Here is an 18,283-nt window from a genome sequence, read left to right as displayed (position 1 = left end):
GCCGTCTGATTGACACAGAGCCGTGCAGAACTGCTTCACTTTGGGTCCGGTCTTGCTCAGGCTTGGTTCCCATTGCCAACTGGTTTCGATAGTGCCCCCGGAGCGGATGCTGTCACGCACACCGACGCTGCAGTGCAGGGTCCGGTGGGCGATGTCGCAGGTTTCAACGAGCACTTCATTTTCGTTAAGGCCAAGCGGATTGCGAATCAGCCGTAGGCCGAATCGCTCGGTTTTGTGGTGGGCTCGTAGCCGTTCGGCGAGGCCGGCCAATACGGGCTCGTCATCGGGGCTCACCGACGGGGTGGAGCCGAAGTCGGCCGGGTCGGCGAACTCCATGCCGATCACGCCGACACCCGAGGTGACGGCGGGGTCAAACCGCATCGAGGTCGCGTTCAAACCCGGCGCGAAGCAATGCTTTACCGGTGTGGTTTTGGTTCCGCGCGGCGCGGTGATCACGCTTTCCACAAAGAGCTCTCCGGTGTGTGGCTCAAAATGCTTGTGCAGCAACCAGATTGCGAAACGCCGAAATGCATCGGTGGAGACCAGATAGTGGCCCAACTCGTCAAGACAGGCTCGGTCGTCCTTGCTCAACATACCCACGTCGGTGGCGTCCATGTCGCGCAATGCAACATAATCCTCAACGTCGTGATCCCGTGTCGTTAACATGACTGCTCTCCTTCTAACAACATGAGCCAGGCCAAGAGCTTTGGGATGGGGCGATCGTGCATACGCCGGGGTCGCCGCCACGCGTCGGCTGCGTCGAGCGGATGGCACTCGAGTTGTTCGGTTGTTTCATCAGTCATCGTTGTGCTTCATTGTTAGGTACAGCTGGGTAGATGCTATGGCTCGATTGTGAGACCACGCGAGGAAATTGTCCGCGATAACCGTGCCTGTTGCGGTGATGACGCTCGGCCGCGGCGCGAACCGCAGATCCGATGGATAGCAGCGGCCGGCACGGGCCCGCCATGCTTCGACCGGCTTCTCCGACGCGTCCGCGAACAAGTTCGCCGGCCCTGCTTGGAGCCAGATCAGCAGTGCGGCAGCCGGATTCGCGGGCCAACCGCCGAGATGGCTATTCCAGCGATGGACACAACGATCACCGCGGTGGCCGGCCCGTGTTGCGGGATAAGTTATTTCAGCAGACGTATCGCCGAGTCGGTGAAATCGCGGGACCGCCGCGGGGGCCCTGGACCATCCCGCAGATCGGCCCATTCACAGCTGGCCCCCGACCCCGGCACCCAACCATTGGAAATCGAGATACTCGACGTATCTCAAGATAACTTAACGATGCCAGAAGTAAGTTAGTCTGTTGACCAGTGGCCCACGGGATAGTGGTTATTCCCGCTATCCATTTGACACTGGTACGCGCAGTACCGCCTCACCTTGCATCCGGTCTTGCTCAGGCTTGGTTCCCATTGCCAACTGGTTTCGATAGTGCCCCCGGAGCGGACGCGGTCACGCTCATCGACGCTGCAGTGCAGAGTCCGGTGTGCGAGGTCGCAGGTTTCAAGGAGGACTTCGTTTTCTTTGAGGCCAAGCGGATTGCGGATCAGCCGCACTCCGAATCGCTCGGTTTTGCGGCAGGCCCGCAGCCGTTCGGCGATGCCGGTCAAAACGGCCTCGCCATCGGGGCTCACCGAGGAGGTGGAGCCGAAGTCGGTCGGGTCGGCGAACTCCATGCCGATCACGCCGACACCCGAGCTGGTGTCGGCGTCAAAACGCATCGAGGTCACGTTCAGACCCTGCGCGAAGCACCGCTTTACCGGTGTGGTTTTGGTTCCGCGCGGCGCGGCGATCACGCTTTCCACAAAGACCTCTCCTGCATCAGGTTGAAAATGCTTGTGCAGCAACCAGATTGCGAAGCGTCGAAATGCATCGGTGGAGACCAGATAGTCGCCTAACTCGTCAAGACAGGCGCGGTCGTCCTCGCTCAGCGTACCCACGTCCGTGGCGTCCATGTCGCGCAACGCAACATAATCCTCAACGTCGTGATCCCGTATCGTTAACATGACTGCTCTCCTTCTGCCAACATGAGCCAAGCCAAGGGCTTTGGGATGGGGCGATCGTGCGGCATACGCCGGGGTCGCCGACACGCGTCGGCTGCGTTGAGCGGATGGCACCTGAGTGTTTGGTTGTTTTCATCAGTCATCGTTGTGCCTCGCCGTTAGGTACAGCTGGGTAGACCCTATGGCTCGATTGTGAGATCACACGTGGTAACGATCCACAGTCCCCGGGGTGCACAGCACTACTCATTGCGGCATTGCTCACCAAACCCACAACACGGGCCAGATCGGCCCGAATCCGCGACACCTCGCTTTAGAAATGCCGCTATCGGCGCCCGGTGCTTTGGCCAGGTCGTCGGCCCCCGGGTCGAGGTGCCATGGTAGGCCTCCATGAGCACCGCGAACAGGCGCCGAGCAACCCGTCGGCGGCGCTCCAAGAGCGCCGGGAAGAACGAACCGGTGCGCATCTTGGATGTGGTATTGGCAATCGGACCCGGTGTCGGCCGCTCGCATCCCGGGGCGGTGCACCCGCACGACACTGCGCGTTGACTTGCGACATCCCGTCGCGCCTTAGTCCAGACGGTAGCGGATCAGCCGAGAACTGTTGGCCACCACCGCCACCGAGGATGCGTTGTGCAGGATCGCGGCCAGCACCGGTGACAACACGCCGCCGGCCCCGATCAGTAACCCCGCCGCGTTGACGGCGATGGACATGCCGTAGTTCTCCCGGATCACGTCGACCGCGCGCGCGCCCAGATCGCGCACGTCGAGCAGGCGGTGCAGGTCGTCGTTGGCCAGTGCCACGTCGGCGGTCTCGACCGCGACGTCGGTTCCGGCCAGCCCCATGGCAATTCCGATGTCGGCGGCCGCCAGCGCCGGGGCGTCGTTGATGCCGTCGCCGACCATGCCGACGACGTAGCCCTCGCTCTGCAGATTGCGCACCACTTCGAGCTTGTCCTCCGGCATCACCTCGGCGCGCCACTCGTCGATCCCCAGTTCGCCGGCCACGACCTCGGCGATGTCCGGATGATCCCCGGTAAGCATGACGATCCGGCGAATGCCGTTGGCCCGCAACTTCGTCAGCACCGCGGCGGCCTCGGGCCGCACTTCGTCGCGAAGGCTGATCAGCCCCACCAGGGTGCCGTCCACGGCGAGCAGCAGCGGGGTCTCGGCCTCGCCGCGCAGCTTGGCGACCCACTCCGACGCCTTCTTCGGCACCTTCACCTTTTCGGCGCGCAGCAACGACGGGCTGCCCAGCAGCAGGGTCCGCCCGTCGGCCCAGGTGCGCATGCCCAGGCCCACCAGCACCTCACACTCCTCGTGCGGCGGAATGCTGATGTGGCGTTCCTCGGTCGAGCGGATCACCGCTTCAGCGAGCGGGTGACGGGAGTGGATCTCCGAGCTGGCCGCATAGGCAAGCACCTGCTCGGGCTGCCAATCCTTATGCATGGCAACAATATTCGTGACCACCGGCCGCCCGACTGTCAACGTCCCGGTCTTGTCGAACACGATCGCGTCGACCCGGCCCGCCTGTTCCAGGTGGGATCCGCCCTTGATCAGGATGCCGCGGCGGGCGCCGTTGCCGATGGCGGCGCTGATCGCGGTCGGGGTGGCCAGTCCCACCGCGCAGGGGCACGCGATCAGCAGCATGGTCATCGCGCGGCGGACATCGCCGGTGATCGCCAAGGTGATGGCCGACACGATGAACGAGGTCGGAACGAAGCGGCCGGAGAAGTTCTCGCCAACCGTCTGGATGGGTGCCCGATCGTTTTGCGCCTCTTCGACTCTGGCGATGATGCGGCCGATGGTGGTTTGGTTGCCGACGGCCTCGGCGCGCACCACCAGGCGCCCGCGCACCACGACCGAACCGGCGTGCACGTGTGACCCGACGCCGACGCTGACCGGTAGGTTTTCCCCGGTGATCGCGGATTGGTTGACGATGGCCTCGCCGTCGACCACTTCGCCGTCGGCCGGGATCGCGACGTGGTCGTGCACCACCACCTCGTCGCCGATCTGCAAGGTGTCGATCGGCACCTGGACCTCGGTGCCGGCGTCGGGGCCCTCGGTCAGGCGAACCCAGGCCGTGTCCTGGCTGCCGCGCAGCAGCTCCGAGATGGCCCGCCGGGTGCGCCGCAGGGTCAGATCCTGCAGGTACTCACCGATGTTGAGCAACCAGAGCACGGTCAGCGCGACCACGTTCTCGCGCAGGATGAGGCTGGCCACGGTCGCCGCGGAGACCAGCGCATCGGTGCCGGCCCGGCCGGAGCGAAGCGAGCGCAGCGCGCCACGCAGGAACGGATACCCGGTGAAGATGGTCACGCCGCTGGCCACCACCCGGCCGCTGGGACCGAGCAGCGGCGGCCGCGCGAACACGTATCGGCGCACACCGAGCAGGGCCAGAGCGGCGCCGCCGATGACCATGCGAAGGACGTCGGTGTTGCGGATCTCGGAGGAATGCGGCGCGCGGGCGGGTATCAGGTCCGCGGCGACGTCTGCGGCGCAATCGATCGCCGCCAGCACCGCGGCGCGCTCGCAACGTTTCGGCGAGTACCAGACGACGACGGACCCGGTGCGCGGGTAGGCGTGCACCACCCGTACGCCGTTGCACTTGGCGACTGCCTCTTCGACCGCGACGGCGCGCCGGGAGTTGCAGCGGACCCATGCGACCTGAACCCGCATGCGCCCGGCCGCATCCGAAACCACCGCTGAGGCAGGGTCTTTGGTCAGGGCGAGGGTCACGTCAGGTGGTCAGTGGTCGTGCTCGTGCACGTCACCGACGGCCGGCGCGGGTGCCTCCTCGCCGATACGCTCGCGGGCTTCGGCCATCACGTCGGCGATCTTGAGCCTCGCCGACTCCGCCGCCTCCTCGGCCTTGCGGGTTCCGCGCAGCCCCAGCTCGGCCGCCGATACGGCGGTCTCGTGCAGCGGCGCCTTATCCAGGGCTTTGCGTGCCAGCTCGTAGGCGGTCACTCCGACCAATCCCGTGACCACCGCCCCTGCAGCTTTAGCCAACAGCCCGTACACCGCCATTGCCCTAACCTTCCGTGCTGGTCTGTCTGCGTTGTCCCGACGTTAACATCGAAATATAGCGATATCAATATGGATCGGGGCGACCGCCGCTGCTTGTCGGCGAGCCCTGGTACAGTCGAATGTATGTTCGAATCTGAGACGGGTCGGGCGCTGTCGCCGGAGGCGATCGCCGGGCTGGAGGAGATGTTCGAGCGCTGGCGGCTGCGGACCCCGACGACGGAGTCGACGGGCTGGATGGAACAGATCGGCACGGCGGTACGGATCGAGAACCAGGCAGTGGCCGCGCAGTTGGTGGCGATCGGGCAGTTGTTCGGCTACCGGCTTGCGCAGTGTTCGGAGACCGAGGACTGGGCCGTCGACACCATGGAAGCCGTCGCTGCTGAGGTGGCTGCGGGCTTGCGGATCAGCCAGGGGTTGGCCGCCGACCGGTTGCGGTCTGCCCGCGCGATGCGCGAACGGCTGCCCAAGACGGCCGAGGTGTTTATCGCGGGGGACATCGATTACCAAGCCTTTAATACGATCGTGTTTCGCACCGATCTGATTGTCGAACCCGACGTGTTGGCCCGGGTGGATGAGCTGGTGGCGGTCAATGTGGTGCGCTGGCCTTCGCTGACGCGGGGCCGGCTGTCGGGCAAAATCGACGCAATTGTGGCCCGCGTGGACGCCGACGCGGTGCGCCGCCGCAAGGAACGCCAAGTTGATCGGGAGATCTGGATCGGGTCCGACGCCGACGGGATCTCCCAGATCAGTGGCAGCTTGTTCACCGTCGACGCCCACGCCCTGGATAAACGCTTGAATGCCTTGGCGGCCACGGTGTGTGAGCACGACTCCCGCACCAAGGAAGAGCGCCGCGCCGATGCCCTGGGGGCGTTGGCCGCGGGAGCCCACCGGCTGGGCTGTCGCTGCGGGCGAGCTGATTGCGCAGCGGGGAAGCGGCCCGCGCCGTCGCCGGTGACCATCCACGTCATCGCCGAGCAGGACACCCTCAACGGGACCGGAACAGCACCCGCCTCCGAGATCAGTGCCGACGGGCTCATCACTCCCGAACTCGTCGCCGAACTCGCGAAGTCGGCCAAACTGGTCCCGCTGGTCCACCCGGGCGACGCCCCACCGGAGCCGGGCTACACCCCGTCGAAGGCGCTGGCGGATTTCGTGCGCGCCCGCGACCTGACGTGCCGGTGGCCCGGCTGCGACGTCCCCGCGGTCAATTGCGATGTCGACCATACGATCCCCTACGACAAGGGCGGCCCCACGCACGCAGCCAACACCAAGTGCTACTGCCGTACCCATCATTTGGTGAAGACTTTTTGGGGCTGGCGTGAGAAGCAACTTTCCGACGGCACGCTGATCCTGACCTCCCCGGCGGGGCACACCTATGTCACCACCCCGGGCAGCGCGCTGCTATTCCCCAGCCTGTGCCGCGCCGTCGGCGGGATGCCGGCACCGGAAGCCGACCCACCGCCGGATTACTGCGCCGAGCGCAGCGCCATGATGCCCAAACGGCGCCGCACCCGCACTCAAGACCGCGCCTACCGCGTGGCCACCGAACGCCGAGCCAACCACCAAGCCCGCATGGCCCGCCAGGCCGAGCACGCCGGACTCGCCCCACCCGACGACGACCCATCACCCTTTTAGAGGACTCGGGTGACCTTCTCGGTCTCGATCCGGCGCTGCAAAGCGGCCGGATCGGGATTGGCCACCTGCACCAGCGACGCACCGACGGCCATGATCGCCAGCAGCCCGTCCACCAATTCGCTGGCCCCGGACCACGAGGCGCTAGACAGCACCCGATCTTTTGACGTCAAACCCCTTGTCGCCGATGATGTTTCGCATGCGGCCAGGATTTCGTTCACCGATCGCCCGGCCAGCGCCGGCCCGGGAACACGTTCGGGAACTATCTGATCGCCGTGCACCCGCACCGCGGTCGCGTAGTCGGTGACGCCGATCGGCAGGTCGGGTGCCGGCCGGCCGAACGGGTCCAGCGAAAGCACCGCCACCTCGCCGCCGGACACAACCGTGTCGGCCTCGTCCAGCCCTTCGGCGGTGCACAGCGCGATGTCGGCTGCGCTTTGGGCCGGGGCCCCCTCGGTGTCAACGAGCACCGCCTCGGCGCCGATCCACCACACCCCGAACAAGACCGCCGCCGTCTGCCAATGAGCCGGAAGCAGGATTGCGATCCGGCTGGCCGGGCCGGCGCCGAGCTCGTCGCGCAACAGGTTGCCGGTTTTGGCGGCCCAGTTGGCCAGGGTTACCGCGGACAATTCGATGCGCTCGCCGGTGGCATCGTCGTAGTAGGTGATGCGCGGGCCGACCGGGTCGGTGCGCAGCATTGGGTCCAGAATCGCCCCGCTCAGCGTTGTCGGCGCGGTCAGTTGATGCACTCGGGCTTGTCGGAGCCGGCGGTGAGGACCGGTGAGGGCGGAGGTGCGTCGGGAGAACCGGGATTGGACGCACGCGCCGGCGTCACTTGACCGGTCAGGCCGCCGCCCGAAAGCCCGGAGCCCGGACCGGTGTAGTCGTTGGCCAGCACCACCCGGACCGATCCCTGCGGTATCGACGTATCGGCGACGACCGGCAATCCACCGAGTTCCTTGGACACTTGCTGCGCGCCCAGGTCGTCGGGCTTCGCGGCCCGCACCTGGCTGCTCTTCACGTGGCTGCCGTCGTTGTTGCCGACGGTTCCCGTGCTAAATCCCTTGGAGCTCAGCACGTCTGACACGGCCGCGGCCAGTCCGTTGATGTCGGTGTCGTTGACCACGTCGGCGCTGGTCTTGGCCGGTGTGTAGGCCAATTCCTCCGTCTTGCCCTGAGACTGGTCGTTGAGCAGGCCGGCGACCCAGTCCTGCACCTGGTGCGGGTCCACCCGGACCACGCTTTGCGTGCCGTCGTCGCTCCAGCCGGCACCGTCGAGCACCGGAATGGTGGCGAAGGCAACTTTTCCGCCGGCGAGCTTTTGCAGCTGCTGCAGGAAATCCATTACGTCCCAGCCGGAGGAGATCACCATCGAGCGTTGTACGGCCTGCTCCAACCGGCTCAGCGTGGACGGACTGGACAGTGTCCGGCCGGAGATGACCCGGTGGGCCAGCGAGGCCATCACCGCCTGCTGACGCACCACCCGGTCCAGGTCGCCGCGCGGCAGCTCGTGGCGCTGGCGGACGAAACTGAGCGCCTGCGGGCCGTTGAGCTTTTGCCGGCCGGCCGGAAAGTCGGCACCCGAAAGGGGTTCGAACACAGGCTCTTTGAGACAGACCTCGACACCGCCGAGCGCGTCGGTGATCAACGCGAAACCGAGCAGCCCGATCTCCGCATAGTGGTCGACGGTGACGCCGGTCAGGTCGGCGACCGTCTTGATCAGTGCCTCGCGACCGGCCTCGGTGCCGGACGCTTCGGCCTCGGCGGCCGAAGCACCGGCTCGCACAAGGCTGGCCCGCTTCGCCTCCCTGGTTTGGCCGTAGACGCCGTTGATCTTGGTCTTGCCCAAATTCGGGGCCTGGACATAGGAATCGCGCGGAATCGAGATCGCGGTGGCCGACTTCCCGTTGTTCGGTATCCGGACCAGGATGATGGTGTCGGTGTTGGTCGACGGGTCGTCGTCGAAGGCCCGCAATGTCGCCAGCTCTTGGGGCGACAACGGGTTGCCGTGGGCATCGGTGCGGCTGTCCAGGCCGACCAGCAGAATGTCGATCGCGCCGTCGTCGCCGCCCTTGCCCAGCGAGGGCGCGGACATGTGGAAGATGCCGTCCTCGAATGCCCGGACGTTACTCCACGCCACCCCGGTGATCAGAACGATCGCAACTGCCAGCGTCGTGACGAGCGCACGAACCACACGTTGCACAGGCATCACACTAGGTTACTTGCGACACACCGGCTTGCCGGGTAGCCAACCCCGGCGTGCCCGGGGCGCGCCGGGGGCATGCCAGACTCGAACCATGTCGGGCAGGATCGTGATCGCTGGCGCAGGTGGGCAGCTCGGAAGCGTACTGGCGGCGCAGGCCGCTCGTCGGGACTATGACGTGCTGGCCCTGACCTCGGCGCAATGGGACATCACCGACCCCAAAGCCGCCGAGCGGATCGTGCAAAAGGGCGATGTCGTGATCAACTGCGCGGCCTACACCAACGTCGACGCCGCCGAAAGCGACGAGACGACCGCCCGTGCCGTCAACGCCACGGGCCCGCAACACATCGCGCGTGCCTGCGCGCGCGCCGGCGCCCAGCTGATCCACGTCTCCACCGACTACGTGTTCAGCGGAGACTTCGGTGCGGAGGGCCCGAGGCCCTACGAGCCCAGCGATGAAACCGCGCCGCTGGGCGTATACGGCCGCACCAAGCTCGCCGGTGAAGTGGCCGTGCTGGAAGCGCTGCCGCAGGCCATCGTGGTACGGACCGCCTGGGTCTACACCGGCGGGACCGGCAAAGACTTCGTCGCCGTCATGCGCCGGCTGGCCGCCGGCGACGGCCCCGTGGACGTGGTCGACGACCAGTCCGGTTCGCCCACCTACGTTGCCGATCTGGCCGCCGCCCTGCTGCAGGTGGCCGGCGGGGGTGTGTCAGGGCCTATCCTGCACGCCGCCAACGAGGGTGCGACCTCCCGGTTCGAGCAGGCTCGGGCGGTATTCGAAGAATGCGGCGCCGACCCACAGCGGGTGCGACCGGTCAGTACCGCACAATTCCCGCGGCCCGCGGCCCGGCCGGTCTACTCGGCGCTGGCAGGCCGGGAGTCCGCCGAACACGGCCTGACGCCGCTAAGACCCTGGCGCAGTGCGCTTGTCGCGGCGCTGGCTGCCGTTACTCTCGACGCGTGACTGACGTGCTGCCGGTCGTGGCGGTGACCTACTCTCCGGGCCCGCACCTCGAGCGCTTCCTGGCCTCGTTGTCGCACGCCACCGAGCGTCCGGTGAGCGTGGTGTTGGCCGACAACGGCTCCACCGACGGGACGCCGCAGGCCGCGGTCGAGCGCTACCCCAATGTCCGGCTCTTCGAGACCGGGGCCAACCTCGGGTACGGAACCGCGGTGAATCGCGCGATCGCGGCGCTCTCTGCCGAAGAGGGCGCCGACGATGACTGGGTGATGGTGGCCAACCCCGACGTGCAATGGGGCCCCGGCAGCATCGACGCCCTGCTCGACGCCGCCGCCCGCTGGCCCCGGGCAGGCGCGCTGGGCCCGCTGATCCGGGACCCCGAAGGGTCGGTCTATCCGTCGGCGCGTCACCTGCCGAGCCTGATCCGCGGCGGCATGCATGCGGTGCTGGGACCGTTCTGGCGGCGCAACCCGTGGACGACGGCCTACCGCCAGGAGCGGCTCGAGCCCAGTGAACGGCCGGTCGGCTGGTTGTCGGGCTCGTGCCTGCTGGTCCGCCGGTCAGCTTTCAGCCAGGTCGGCGGATTCGACGAGCGCTACTTCATGTATATGGAAGACGTCGACCTCGGTGACCGGCTCAGCAAGGCCGGCTGGCTCAGCATCTATGTGCCGTCGTCGGAGGTTCTGCATCACTTGGGCCATTCCACCGGGCGCGACCCGGCAAGCCACCTGGCCGCCCATCACAAAAGCACCTATCTCTTCCTCGCCGATCGGCATCCTGGCTGGTCGCGGGCCCCGTTGCGCTGGACGCTGCGGGGATCGTTGGCCCTGCGGTCTCACCTGATGGTGCGCAGCTCGCGCCGCAGATCGCTCAAGGGAGAAGGGCGGCGCTGAAGTGGCAACCTCTGACGTCGATGCGGTGGTGCTGGTCGGTGGCAAGGGCACCCGGCTGCGGCCGCTGACGCTCTCGGCGCCCAAGCCCATGCTGCCCACCGCGGGGCTGCCTTTTCTCACCCATCTGCTGTCCCGGATCGCCGCGGCGGGCATCGAGCACGTAGTCCTGAGCACGTCATATGAGGCCGCGGTGTTCGAGGCGGAGTTCGGCGAAGGGTCCAAGCTGGGCCTGCAGATCGACTACGTGACCGAGGCCAGTCCCCTGGGCACCGGCGGTGGCATCGCCAACGTCGCCGGCCAGCTGCAGCACGACACCGTGATGGTGTTCAACGGAGACGTGCTTTCCGGCGTCGACCTGGGCGAGCTGCTGGAATTTCACCATACCAACCACGCCGACGTGACACTGCACCTGGTGCGAGTGGGTGACCCGCGGGCGTTCGGCTGTGTGCCCACCGACGAAAAGGGCCGCGTCGTCGCCTTTCTCGAAAAGACGCAGGATCCGCCTACTGACCAGATCAACGCGGGCTGCTATGTCTTCAAGCGCGCCATCCTCGACCGGATTCCCCGGGATCGCCAGGTTTCGGTGGAACGCGAGGTGTTCCCGGCGCTGCTGTCCGACCCCGACGTCAAGGTCTGCGGCTACGTTGATGCCACGTACTGGCGCGACATGGGCACGCCCGAAGACTTCGTTCGGGGATCGGCCGATCTGGTGCGCGGGATCGCGCCATCGCCGGCCCTGCAGGGCCACCGTGGCGAGCAGTGGGTGCACGACGGCGCGGCGGTATCTCCCGGCGCGGTGCTGATCGGCGGCACGGCCGTCGGGCGGGGCGCTGAGATCGGCCCGGGCGTGCGGCTCGACGGCGCGGTGATTTTCGACGGCGTCAAGGTCGAAGCCGGCAGCGTGGTCGAACGCTCGATCATCGGCTTCGGTGTCCGCATCGGCCCGCGGGCGCTCATCCGCGACGGCGTGATTGGCGACGGGGCCGACATCGGCGCGCGCTGCGAGCTACTGCGCGGCGCCCGGGTGTGGCCGGGCGTCGCTATTCCCGACGGCGGGATCCGCTACTCGTCCGACGTCTGAGTCGCCCGCTTGCGGGGGACACGCTGGCGTCACGTTCGTCGCGTTGCTCGAGCGACCAGGTATGCCAGCGCGTGATCGGTTCCGCGCGGTAATGCGTCGGCCGGCCACCACCGCAAGTCGTCCGACTCGTCGCTGACCTCGATCTGCGCACCGGCCGGCGCGTGCGCGACGAACTGCATATCGAGATGGCGGGTCGGCACGCCCAGCGAGCACGTCACCGGGTGAACATGGATCGCGACCAGTTCGGGCGCGATGCGCAGGTCGGCGACACCGGACTCCTCGACTGCCTCGCGCAGAGCCGCGGCCACGATGTCGTCGTCATCCTCGCAGTGCCCGCCCAGCTGTACCCAGCGACCCAGCCGCGGGTGCAGGGTGAGCAGCACCCGAGTGCCGCTGTCGTCAAGCACCAGCGCCGAAGCGGTGACGTGGCCCGGTACGCACTCGCGGAGGCAGGCGTCGTCGCGACCCTGCACAAAAGCCAGCACCGCATGCCGCAACGAATCTTGGGCCGCGTCGGGCGCTTGCCATTCGGTGAGGACCGCGATCGCCGACTCTCGAACGCTCACCGCGATCCCCGCTTCGTCCGGCGTTCGCGCAGCGCGACCCACGCCGACCGGCACTGCGCCACGACGTCCGGCGACCAGCCGAGCCCATCGACCAGAACGTGGCGGTCCACCAGGTCGAGAGCCTTGTCGATCTCGTTGGCCTTCAGTAACAGATCGACGTCGACGGCGAGGTCGGCGCCCGCGTAATCCGGCGGGGGAATGGGCAACTGCTCGGCTTCGCCCGGCTCCAGCTCGAGGATGCCTCCGCCGTAGCTGCGGCCCATGATCTCGGCGAAGGCGAATGTCGCGCTGTTGTGGAACACCGCGGCAAGCGCGCCCGGATCGACATCGGGCTTGACCCTGACCCGATGGACGGTGTCGGTACTCGTCGCCGCCGCGGCGTTCACGGTCAGGCGCGGGGCCCGGTGGATCTGGCGCAGCATGAACAGATCGGGAAACCACAATGACGGTGTGCTCCACCACGGCGTGCGGATCGAACACTTGTAGCCTGTGTGGACCCCGGCCGCCTCACCCGCATCGATATGCGCGAGAAGGGCCGGATCGGTCGGGTTGTGCGGTGCGTCGAGCAGCCAGGTCCGCTGGCCCGCGGCGATATCGGTTGCGCGGCAGTCACTGTCGTAGACGAGACCGGACAACTGCGTGCTGCGCGAGACGAGCGGGACGCAGTGTCGGGTCAGTCCCAACGCTTGGGCTTGGGCGTCGGTTAAGGTGAAGAAGCTGTTGCGGCCGGTCACGATGCCCACATCCACGTCGGTCACCCGCCCGAGTGAGGTCATGGTGTCGGACCGCCTGAGCGTTCGCAGCAGCTGGATCTGATCCGGCTGCAGGAAGTACTTTGTCCACTTCTCCGATTCGTGCAGCAGCGCGGGTCTTAAAGGAATGCGCTCGACGTCGAAGTCGGCGCCGGCCAGGGCGTCGGCATCGTCGAGGTGCACCGTGCGTATCCGGGCCGGGCCGGCGCCATTAGCGCCATTTGCGCCGACGACACCACAGAACAACATGACTTCCTGCAGGACGCCGTCGAACACCAACCGCTCGAACGTCACCAGGGTGATCTCGGCGAACCGGCTCAGCAGAAACTCGCGCAACTGGGCCGCGTAGGTGACCTGGAGCAACTCGGCGGGCAGCACCAGGCCCACCCGTCCGCCGTCGCGCGTCAGGCTGGTGCTCGCGACGACGAAGGGGACCCAGGCGTTGGTCAACCGGGTGGGCCGAAGGCCGCTGCGCCGCATCAACTCCAGGGCCGGCTCGCGTTGCTCGGATGTCCAGTTGCCGAAGCGGATGTAGGGCGGGTTGCCCGCCACCGCGTCCCAACTGCCTATTTCGCTGTCGCGCAGCCAGGTGAACAGATTCTCGGTGTCGACGGGCGCGTAGGCGCGCGCCTTGGCCGCCTCGGGTGCGACGAGCTCGACACCGCGGGCCCGGCCGCTGAGCGCGGCCAGCTCACGTAGGATCGCGCCGTCGCCGCAGGACGGCTCCAGGATCTTCGGCCCCGCCGCGCGAACCCAACCGGCGAGGAATCGGGCCACCGCGGCGGGGGTGTAGTAGCCGCCGCGGACCTTGTCGGGCGACGCGGCCGTCTTGCCCGCGAACGCTGTCATTTGCGGATCAGCAGGTCGGTGACCGCGACCGGGTCACGCAACCCAACGGCCCCAGCCGCTTCAGAGGCGTAGCCGATCGCGATGGCGCCCAACGGCTCCCAGTCGGCCGGCAGCTCCAGCTCGGTGCGGACCAGGTCGGCGGCGAAGATCGTGGAGCCGATCCAGCAGCTGCCCACCCCGCGCACCGCCAATGCGACCAGCAGCGCCTGCACGGCCGCCCCGACCGCGACGGTGAACATGGTGTGCTCAGCGTCGGTGCGGGCGGCGTCGGGGTAGGCGTGCGCGCCATCGGGGACCAGGAATGGGATGACGACTTCCGGTGCGTCGTAGAGGATCTGGCCACGGGCCAAGCGCCGCTCTACCGAGTCGGCCGGCCTGCCGTCGCCGCTGAGGTCGTGGCGCCACTTGTCTTTCATGCGGTCCAGCAGTCGGGTCCGGGTGGCCGGGGTCTGCAGCCAGACGAAGCGCACCGGCCGGGTGTGATGCGGGGCCGGGGCCGTGAGCGCCTCAGCCACCGCGGCCTCGACCAGGTCGGGCGGCACCGGCTGGTCGGCGAAGCGGCGCACCGACCTCCGCAACAGCTGGGCCTGCCGGCGGCCCTCATCGAGGGCTTCGGCGGTGCCGAGCCAGAACAGGTCTTCTTCGCCGGGGCGCAGCAGTTGTCGCGCCGTCGAACCGTCGTCGGTGACGGACAGCCCGCGCACGACGGCCACCGGCATCGCGGTCAATTTGCCCTTGACCAGATCGGCCGCCGCGGCCACCTCGTCGGCCACCGCGATCTCGGTGACCACCAACTCGTTGCCGTGTTGGTCGACGGCACCCGCGTAGCCGTGCAGCACGGCCAGCCCTGCGGAACCCACGGCGGCGTCGGTCTGGCCGTTGCGCCAGGCGCGGCCCATCGTGTCGGTGATCACCACGGCGACCGTGACGCCCAGCCGGTCACGCAGTCCGGTCCGCAGGGCAGCGGCACTGGCGTCGGGATCGACTGGCAACAGCGCGAGTTCGGCCCGGCCGACGTTGGACCCGTCCACACCGGCGGCGGCCTGAATCAGCCCGAGCCGGTTCTCGGTGATCAGGGTCCGCCCCTTGCGCGCCAGCACGCGCACCGCCTCGTCGTCGACCAGCTTGCGCCGCAGCTCGTCTCGGGCCTCGGCATCTTCGGGCGCCGGCACCAGCCGGCCCTCGCATTTGGACACCACCTTGCTGGTGACGACCACGACGTCGCCGTCGCGCAACCACGGCGCCGCAGCGGCGACGGCAGCACTCAGGTCGTCGCCGGGCCGGAATTCGGGAAGCCCCGCCACGGGCAGGATTTCGATCGTCGAGGCGGCACCATGCTCGATCACGCCGCCACGCCCGCAAGCTCCAGTCCCGCGCGGACCATCTCGGCGGTCGCCTTCGGGTTGCTCATCAACAGCGGTATCGACCGCACCGCGACCCCGTCGATGTCGGCTTTGAAGTCAGCCAAGTCCCCCTCGTTCACCAGCCAGCAGTCGAGTATCCCGGTGCCGCGTCTCGACCCATAGTGGCGGCCCACCGCCTCGGCGGTGGACTCCACGCCGATCACTGAAAGGCATTTATCGGCCATACCGCGCAACGGCTTTCCGCCGATGATCGGCGAGTAGCCGACGACCGGGCCGGCGGCCGCGCGCAGCGCAGCGCGAATGCCGGGCACGGCCAGCACCGCGCCGACACTCACCACCGGATTGGACGGTGCCAGCATGACGATGTCCGCGTCGGTGATGGCCTCTACCGCTTCGGTTGTGGCGTTAGCTTTTTCGGCTCCGACAAAAGCGAAGCTGTGCGTTTCCAACTGGGCGCGGTAGCGCACCCACCACTCCTGGAAGTGGATCGCCCGCCGGCTGTCGTCGGCCGGATCGGTGATCACCGCGTGGGTCTCGCAGCGGTCGTCGCTGGCGGGCAGTAACCGTGCGCCGGGCTGCCAGCGGTCGCACAGCGCGGTGGTGATCTGCGACAGCGGGTAGCCGGCGTGCAGCATCTGGGTGCGCACCAGATGCGTGGCCAGATCACGGTCGCCGAGTTCGAACCAGTCAGGCTGCACGCCGTAGCGCGCGAGTTCGGCCATGGCGTGCCAGGTTTCGTCGCGGTGGCCCCAGCCCCGCTGCGGGTCGACGCCGCCGCCCAGCGTGTACATGCAGGTGTCCAGATCCGGGCAGACCCGCAGCCCGTGGATCCAGGCGTCGTCGCCGATGTTGACGACGGCGGTCAGCTGGTGATCGGCGCGTGGAGCGCCGAGGTTTCGGTGCGCCGCAAACTGACCCAGATTCAGCAGCTGCTGCACTCCCAACAGGAAGCGGGCGCCGCCGACTCCGCCGACCAGAACGGTGACCTTCACATCGGACGACAGTACCCGCGACGAGTTTGTGAGTAGTTGCACTCCGACACGCCGGAAGGGCCACACAACAGAAACGCCGAAATTTGATCACGAGATGGTATGGAAATGCGCCGTAGTGCTTGACCGGGCTGGTCAACCCGTGTCTAATCACATCAGTGTCATTTCCCGGTTGGCCGGCCGGTTCCGGTGTCGCAGACCGAGATTCGATCACTTGTTCGAATTGTCTGTACATCAGAACAGCGGGAACCACATTAACTTCCAATTATAGGTGAGGAGGCGGACAAGCATGTCCTATGAGCACCTTCGTGGCGTAATGGGCGGCACACCGCACACCACTATCGGCGCGGCCCCGGCGGCTCAAACCTTAAGTGCCCGACCGTATTTGAGTTTGGTCACCGAGGCGCCGGCCGCATTCGAGCCCGCGCCGGTCGCATTCGAAGCCGAGGAGCTGCCGGCCGCAGACCAGTGGCAGGACCGTGCGCTCTGCGCGCAAACGGATCCCGAGGCCTTCTTTCCCGAGAAGGGTGGTTCCACCCGGGAGGCCAAGAAGATCTGCCTAGGTTGCGAGGTACGTAGCGAGTGCCTCGAGTACGCCCTGGCGCACGACGAGCGGTTCGGCATCTGGGGCGGTCTTTCCGAGCGCGAGCGCCGCCGCCTCAAACGCGGCATTATCTGATCCGGGCTGACTCGCCGGCCGTCAGCGGGTCAGTCGTCGTCGATCGTCGGGTCGATGACCGGCGGCTCGACGTCCAGATAGATCGCCACCTGAGCCACCAGGATCTCGTGCAGCAATTCGCCGAGTTCGATGGTGTCTTTCGCCCGTCGCTCGATTGGCTTGCGGAACAAGACAATTCGCGCTCGTGTGGCATTGCCGCGGACGTCGACGCCGGCGGGAATCAAGCGGGCGAGCGCGATCGGGCCGTCCGCGACGACCTCGGGGGGCCACTGCACCAAATCGGGGTCCTTCGCGGCGATGCGGGGGATCTCATCGACCGCGACGTCGAGTTCGGCCACCCGTTCCCGCCAGCGCCGCTCGATTGGCTCGTAGGCCTCCAGCACCGCCATGTCGAACCGCTCGGCCCGGCTGCGCCAGCCCGGCACTGTCGGCGGCAGCAGCGGACCGCGCATATCGCGGCCCCGTCGGGCGGCTCGGTGGGAGGCCGACCGGCCGGCCGATCCTCCATGCCGAGGGGAGCTGCGCGAATCGCCCACGGGCCGATGGTAACGGTTGAACATCGTGCCTCGAACCGATGCGCGTGTCCGGCGCTTGCTCGGCGTTTGTCCACGATAGCCTTTCGTTCGTGAACGTTCCCCGTCGCTGCTGCCGGCCCGGGTGTCCGCACTATGCCGTAGCGACGTTGACGTTCGTCTATTCGGACTCCACGGCAGTGGTAGGACCGCTGGCCACCGCGCGCGAACCCCACTCGTGGGATCTGTGCGTCGGCCATGCCGGCCGCATCACCGCACCGCGCGGGTGGGACCTCGTGCGCCACGCCGGGCCGCTGCCCACCCACCCCGACGAGGACGACGAACTGGTCGCCCTGGCCGACGCGGTGCGCGAGGGCGCCGATCGGGTCGCGCATGCGGGCGCACCCGGCCCCGGCGTGCACGGCTTTTCCGACCCCCTCGGCCCCTATTCCCCTGTTTCCAACGGCCACGTGCACCATGCGGGAGCACATGCCACCGCGCCGAGCGGCGGGGTACTCGCGCCGCCTGAGCAGCGTTCCGGACGGCGGCGTGGGCATTTGCGGGTTTTGCCCGATCCTGCCGACTAGTGGCGATCGCGAGGCGGCGCAGCCGGGCGAAGCGGGTCGCCACCATCGGGGCTGGTGGGGATCGCGAGGCGGCGCAGCCGGGCGAAGCGGGTCGCCACCATCGGGGCTGGTGGGGATCGCGAGGCGGCGCAGCCGGGCGAAGCGGGTCGCCACCATCGGGGCGAGGGGGGATCGCAGCC

At 67.6% G+C, this 18,283-nt stretch carries 17 protein-coding genes and 1 pseudogene; 6 read left to right on the top strand and 12 right to left on the bottom strand.

The features are described from left to right. The 5 genes and pseudogenes from ACLP9N_RS15610 to ACLP9N_RS15590 all read right to left on the bottom strand — a co-directional run. Nucleotides 1-747, bottom strand: a 747-nt coding sequence (locus ACLP9N_RS15610) for a hypothetical protein (protein WP_442408269.1), incomplete at its 3' end; no start/stop codon positions are given. A gap of 554 nt (nt 748-1,301) precedes the next feature. Beyond that, nucleotides 1,302-1,967, bottom strand: a complete 666-nt coding sequence (locus tag ACLP9N_RS15605) for a hypothetical protein (RefSeq protein ID WP_442408268.1) — start codon at nt 1,965-1,967, stop codon at nt 1,302-1,304. A gap of 319 nt (nt 1,968-2,286) precedes the next feature. Further along, nucleotides 2,287-2,473, bottom strand: a pseudogene (locus ACLP9N_RS15600) (transposase); the annotation flags it as partial. A gap of 100 nt (nt 2,474-2,573) precedes the next feature. Next, a complete protein-coding gene (ctpC, locus tag ACLP9N_RS15595; RefSeq protein WP_442408272.1) occupies nt 2,574-4,682 on the bottom strand; it encodes a manganese-exporting P-type ATPase CtpC in 2,109 nt (702 codons plus the stop codon). A gap of 69 nt (nt 4,683-4,751) precedes the next feature. Continuing rightward, nucleotides 4,752-5,033 (bottom strand): DUF1490 family protein, encoded by a 282-nt coding sequence (locus ACLP9N_RS15590; RefSeq protein WP_442408267.1) that lies wholly within the window; start codon nt 5,031-5,033, stop codon nt 4,752-4,754. A gap of 123 nt (nt 5,034-5,156) precedes the next feature. On the opposite strand from ACLP9N_RS15590, the gene ACLP9N_RS15585 reads away from it, so the two are divergent. Then, a complete protein-coding gene (locus ACLP9N_RS15585) occupies nt 5,157-6,668 on the top strand; it encodes an HNH endonuclease signature motif containing protein (RefSeq protein ID WP_442408266.1) in 1,512 nt (503 codons plus the stop codon). Here ACLP9N_RS15585 and ACLP9N_RS15580 read toward each other — a convergent pair. Both ACLP9N_RS15580 and ACLP9N_RS15575 read right to left on the bottom strand, forming a co-directional pair. Beyond that, the gene (locus ACLP9N_RS15580) at nt 6,665-7,414 is read right to left on the bottom strand and encodes a TIGR03089 family protein (RefSeq protein ID WP_442408265.1); all 750 of its coding nucleotides are present in this window, start codon (nt 7,412-7,414) and stop codon (nt 6,665-6,667) included. The two genes, ACLP9N_RS15585 and ACLP9N_RS15580, sit on opposite strands and share 4 nt — an antisense overlap. Continuing rightward, entirely contained in the window at nt 7,402-8,874 is a 1,473-nt protein-coding gene (locus tag ACLP9N_RS15575) for an LCP family protein (protein WP_442408264.1), read from the bottom strand. Before ACLP9N_RS15575 ends, ACLP9N_RS15580 begins: the two co-directional genes overlap by 13 nt. An 88-nt stretch (nt 8,875-8,962) precedes the next feature. On the opposite strand from ACLP9N_RS15575, the gene rfbD reads away from it, so the two are divergent. The 3 genes from rfbD to ACLP9N_RS15560 are packed head-to-tail and all read left to right on the top strand — an operon-like array spanning nt 8,963 to nt 11,806. Beyond that, entirely contained in the window at nt 8,963-9,835 is an 873-nt protein-coding gene (gene rfbD / locus ACLP9N_RS15570; RefSeq protein ID WP_442408263.1) for a dTDP-4-dehydrorhamnose reductase, read from the top strand. After that, complete coding sequence (locus tag ACLP9N_RS15565; RefSeq protein ID WP_442408262.1) at nt 9,832-10,725, top strand: glycosyltransferase family 2 protein; 894 nt, start codon at nt 9,832-9,834, stop codon at nt 10,723-10,725. Before rfbD ends, ACLP9N_RS15565 begins: the two co-directional genes overlap by 4 nt. A 1-nt stretch (nt 10,726) precedes the next feature. After that, a complete protein-coding gene (locus tag ACLP9N_RS15560) occupies nt 10,727-11,806 on the top strand; it encodes a sugar phosphate nucleotidyltransferase (protein ID WP_442408261.1) in 1,080 nt (359 codons plus the stop codon). A 29-nt stretch (nt 11,807-11,835) separates the two neighbouring features. Here ACLP9N_RS15560 and ACLP9N_RS15555 read toward each other — a convergent pair whose 3' ends face one another. Genes ACLP9N_RS15555 through cofD form a run of 4 tightly spaced genes read right to left on the bottom strand, consistent with a single transcriptional unit; the run spans nt 11,836 to nt 16,329 of the window. Further along, entirely contained in the window at nt 11,836-12,372 is a 537-nt protein-coding gene (locus tag ACLP9N_RS15555; protein ID WP_442408260.1) for an NUDIX hydrolase, read from the bottom strand. After that, entirely contained in the window at nt 12,369-13,973 is a 1,605-nt protein-coding gene (locus ACLP9N_RS15550; protein ID WP_442408259.1) for an Eco57I restriction-modification methylase domain-containing protein, read from the bottom strand. Before ACLP9N_RS15550 ends, ACLP9N_RS15555 begins: the two co-directional genes overlap by 4 nt. Beyond that, the gene (locus ACLP9N_RS15545) at nt 13,970-15,319 is read right to left on the bottom strand and encodes a coenzyme F420-0:L-glutamate ligase (RefSeq protein WP_442408258.1); all 1,350 of its coding nucleotides are present in this window, start codon (nt 15,317-15,319) and stop codon (nt 13,970-13,972) included. Before ACLP9N_RS15545 ends, ACLP9N_RS15550 begins: the two co-directional genes overlap by 4 nt. Continuing rightward, nucleotides 15,316-16,329: a 2-phospho-L-lactate transferase gene (gene cofD / locus ACLP9N_RS15540; RefSeq protein ID WP_442408271.1), complete on the bottom strand. Its 1,014-nt coding sequence runs from the start codon at nt 16,327-16,329 to the stop codon at nt 15,316-15,318. The genes ACLP9N_RS15545 and cofD overlap by 4 nt, the downstream gene beginning before the upstream one ends. A 313-nt stretch (nt 16,330-16,642) precedes the next feature. On the opposite strand from cofD, the gene ACLP9N_RS15535 reads away from it, so the two are divergent. Further along, a complete protein-coding gene (locus ACLP9N_RS15535; RefSeq protein WP_442408270.1) occupies nt 16,643-17,005 on the top strand; it encodes a WhiB family transcriptional regulator in 363 nt (120 codons plus the stop codon). 29 nt (nt 17,006-17,034) lie between these two features. Here ACLP9N_RS15535 and ACLP9N_RS15530 read toward each other — a convergent pair whose 3' ends face one another. Further along, entirely contained in the window at nt 17,035-17,457 is a 423-nt protein-coding gene (locus ACLP9N_RS15530) for a metallopeptidase family protein (protein ID WP_442408257.1), read from the bottom strand. Between the two features lie 173 nt (nt 17,458-17,630). Between ACLP9N_RS15530 and ACLP9N_RS15525 the strand changes: the two genes are divergently transcribed. Next, nucleotides 17,631-18,104: a DUF3499 domain-containing protein gene (locus ACLP9N_RS15525; protein WP_442408256.1), complete on the top strand. Its 474-nt coding sequence runs from the start codon at nt 17,631-17,633 to the stop codon at nt 18,102-18,104. The last annotated feature ends 179 nt before the right edge of the window (nt 18,105-18,283 follow it).

Source organism: Mycobacterium sp. (genome assembly GCF_052144515.1).
Classification (GTDB): Bacteria; Actinomycetota; Actinomycetes; order Mycobacteriales; family Mycobacteriaceae; genus Mycobacterium.
The sequence above is the reverse complement of the archived record's forward strand: the minus strand, read 5'-3'. Positions and strand labels throughout refer to the sequence as shown.

Excerpts from the sequence above, each read along its gene's own strand:
- rfbD (WP_442408263.1), top strand. The coding sequence starts at position 8,963 with ATGTCGGGCAGGATCGTGATCGCTGGCGCAGGTGGGCAGCTCGGAAGC.
- ACLP9N_RS15585 (WP_442408266.1), top strand. The coding sequence starts at position 5,157 with ATGTTCGAATCTGAGACGGGTCGGGCGCTGTCGCCGGAGGCGATCGCC.
- ACLP9N_RS15575 (WP_442408264.1), bottom strand. The coding sequence starts at position 8,874 with ATGCCTGTGCAACGTGTGGTTCGTGCGCTCGTCACGACGCTGGCAGTT.
- ACLP9N_RS15590 (WP_442408267.1), bottom strand. The coding sequence starts at position 5,033 with ATGGCGGTGTACGGGCTGTTGGCTAAAGCTGCAGGGGCGGTGGTCACG.
- ACLP9N_RS15535 (WP_442408270.1), top strand. The coding sequence starts at position 16,643 with ATGGGCGGCACACCGCACACCACTATCGGCGCGGCCCCGGCGGCTCAA.
- ctpC (WP_442408272.1), bottom strand. The coding sequence starts at position 4,682 with ATGCGGGTTCAGGTCGCATGGGTCCGCTGCAACTCCCGGCGCGCCGTC.
- ACLP9N_RS15550 (WP_442408259.1), bottom strand. The coding sequence starts at position 13,973 with ATGACAGCGTTCGCGGGCAAGACGGCCGCGTCGCCCGACAAGGTCCGC.
- ACLP9N_RS15530 (WP_442408257.1), bottom strand. The coding sequence starts at position 17,457 with ATGCGCGGTCCGCTGCTGCCGCCGACAGTGCCGGGCTGGCGCAGCCGG.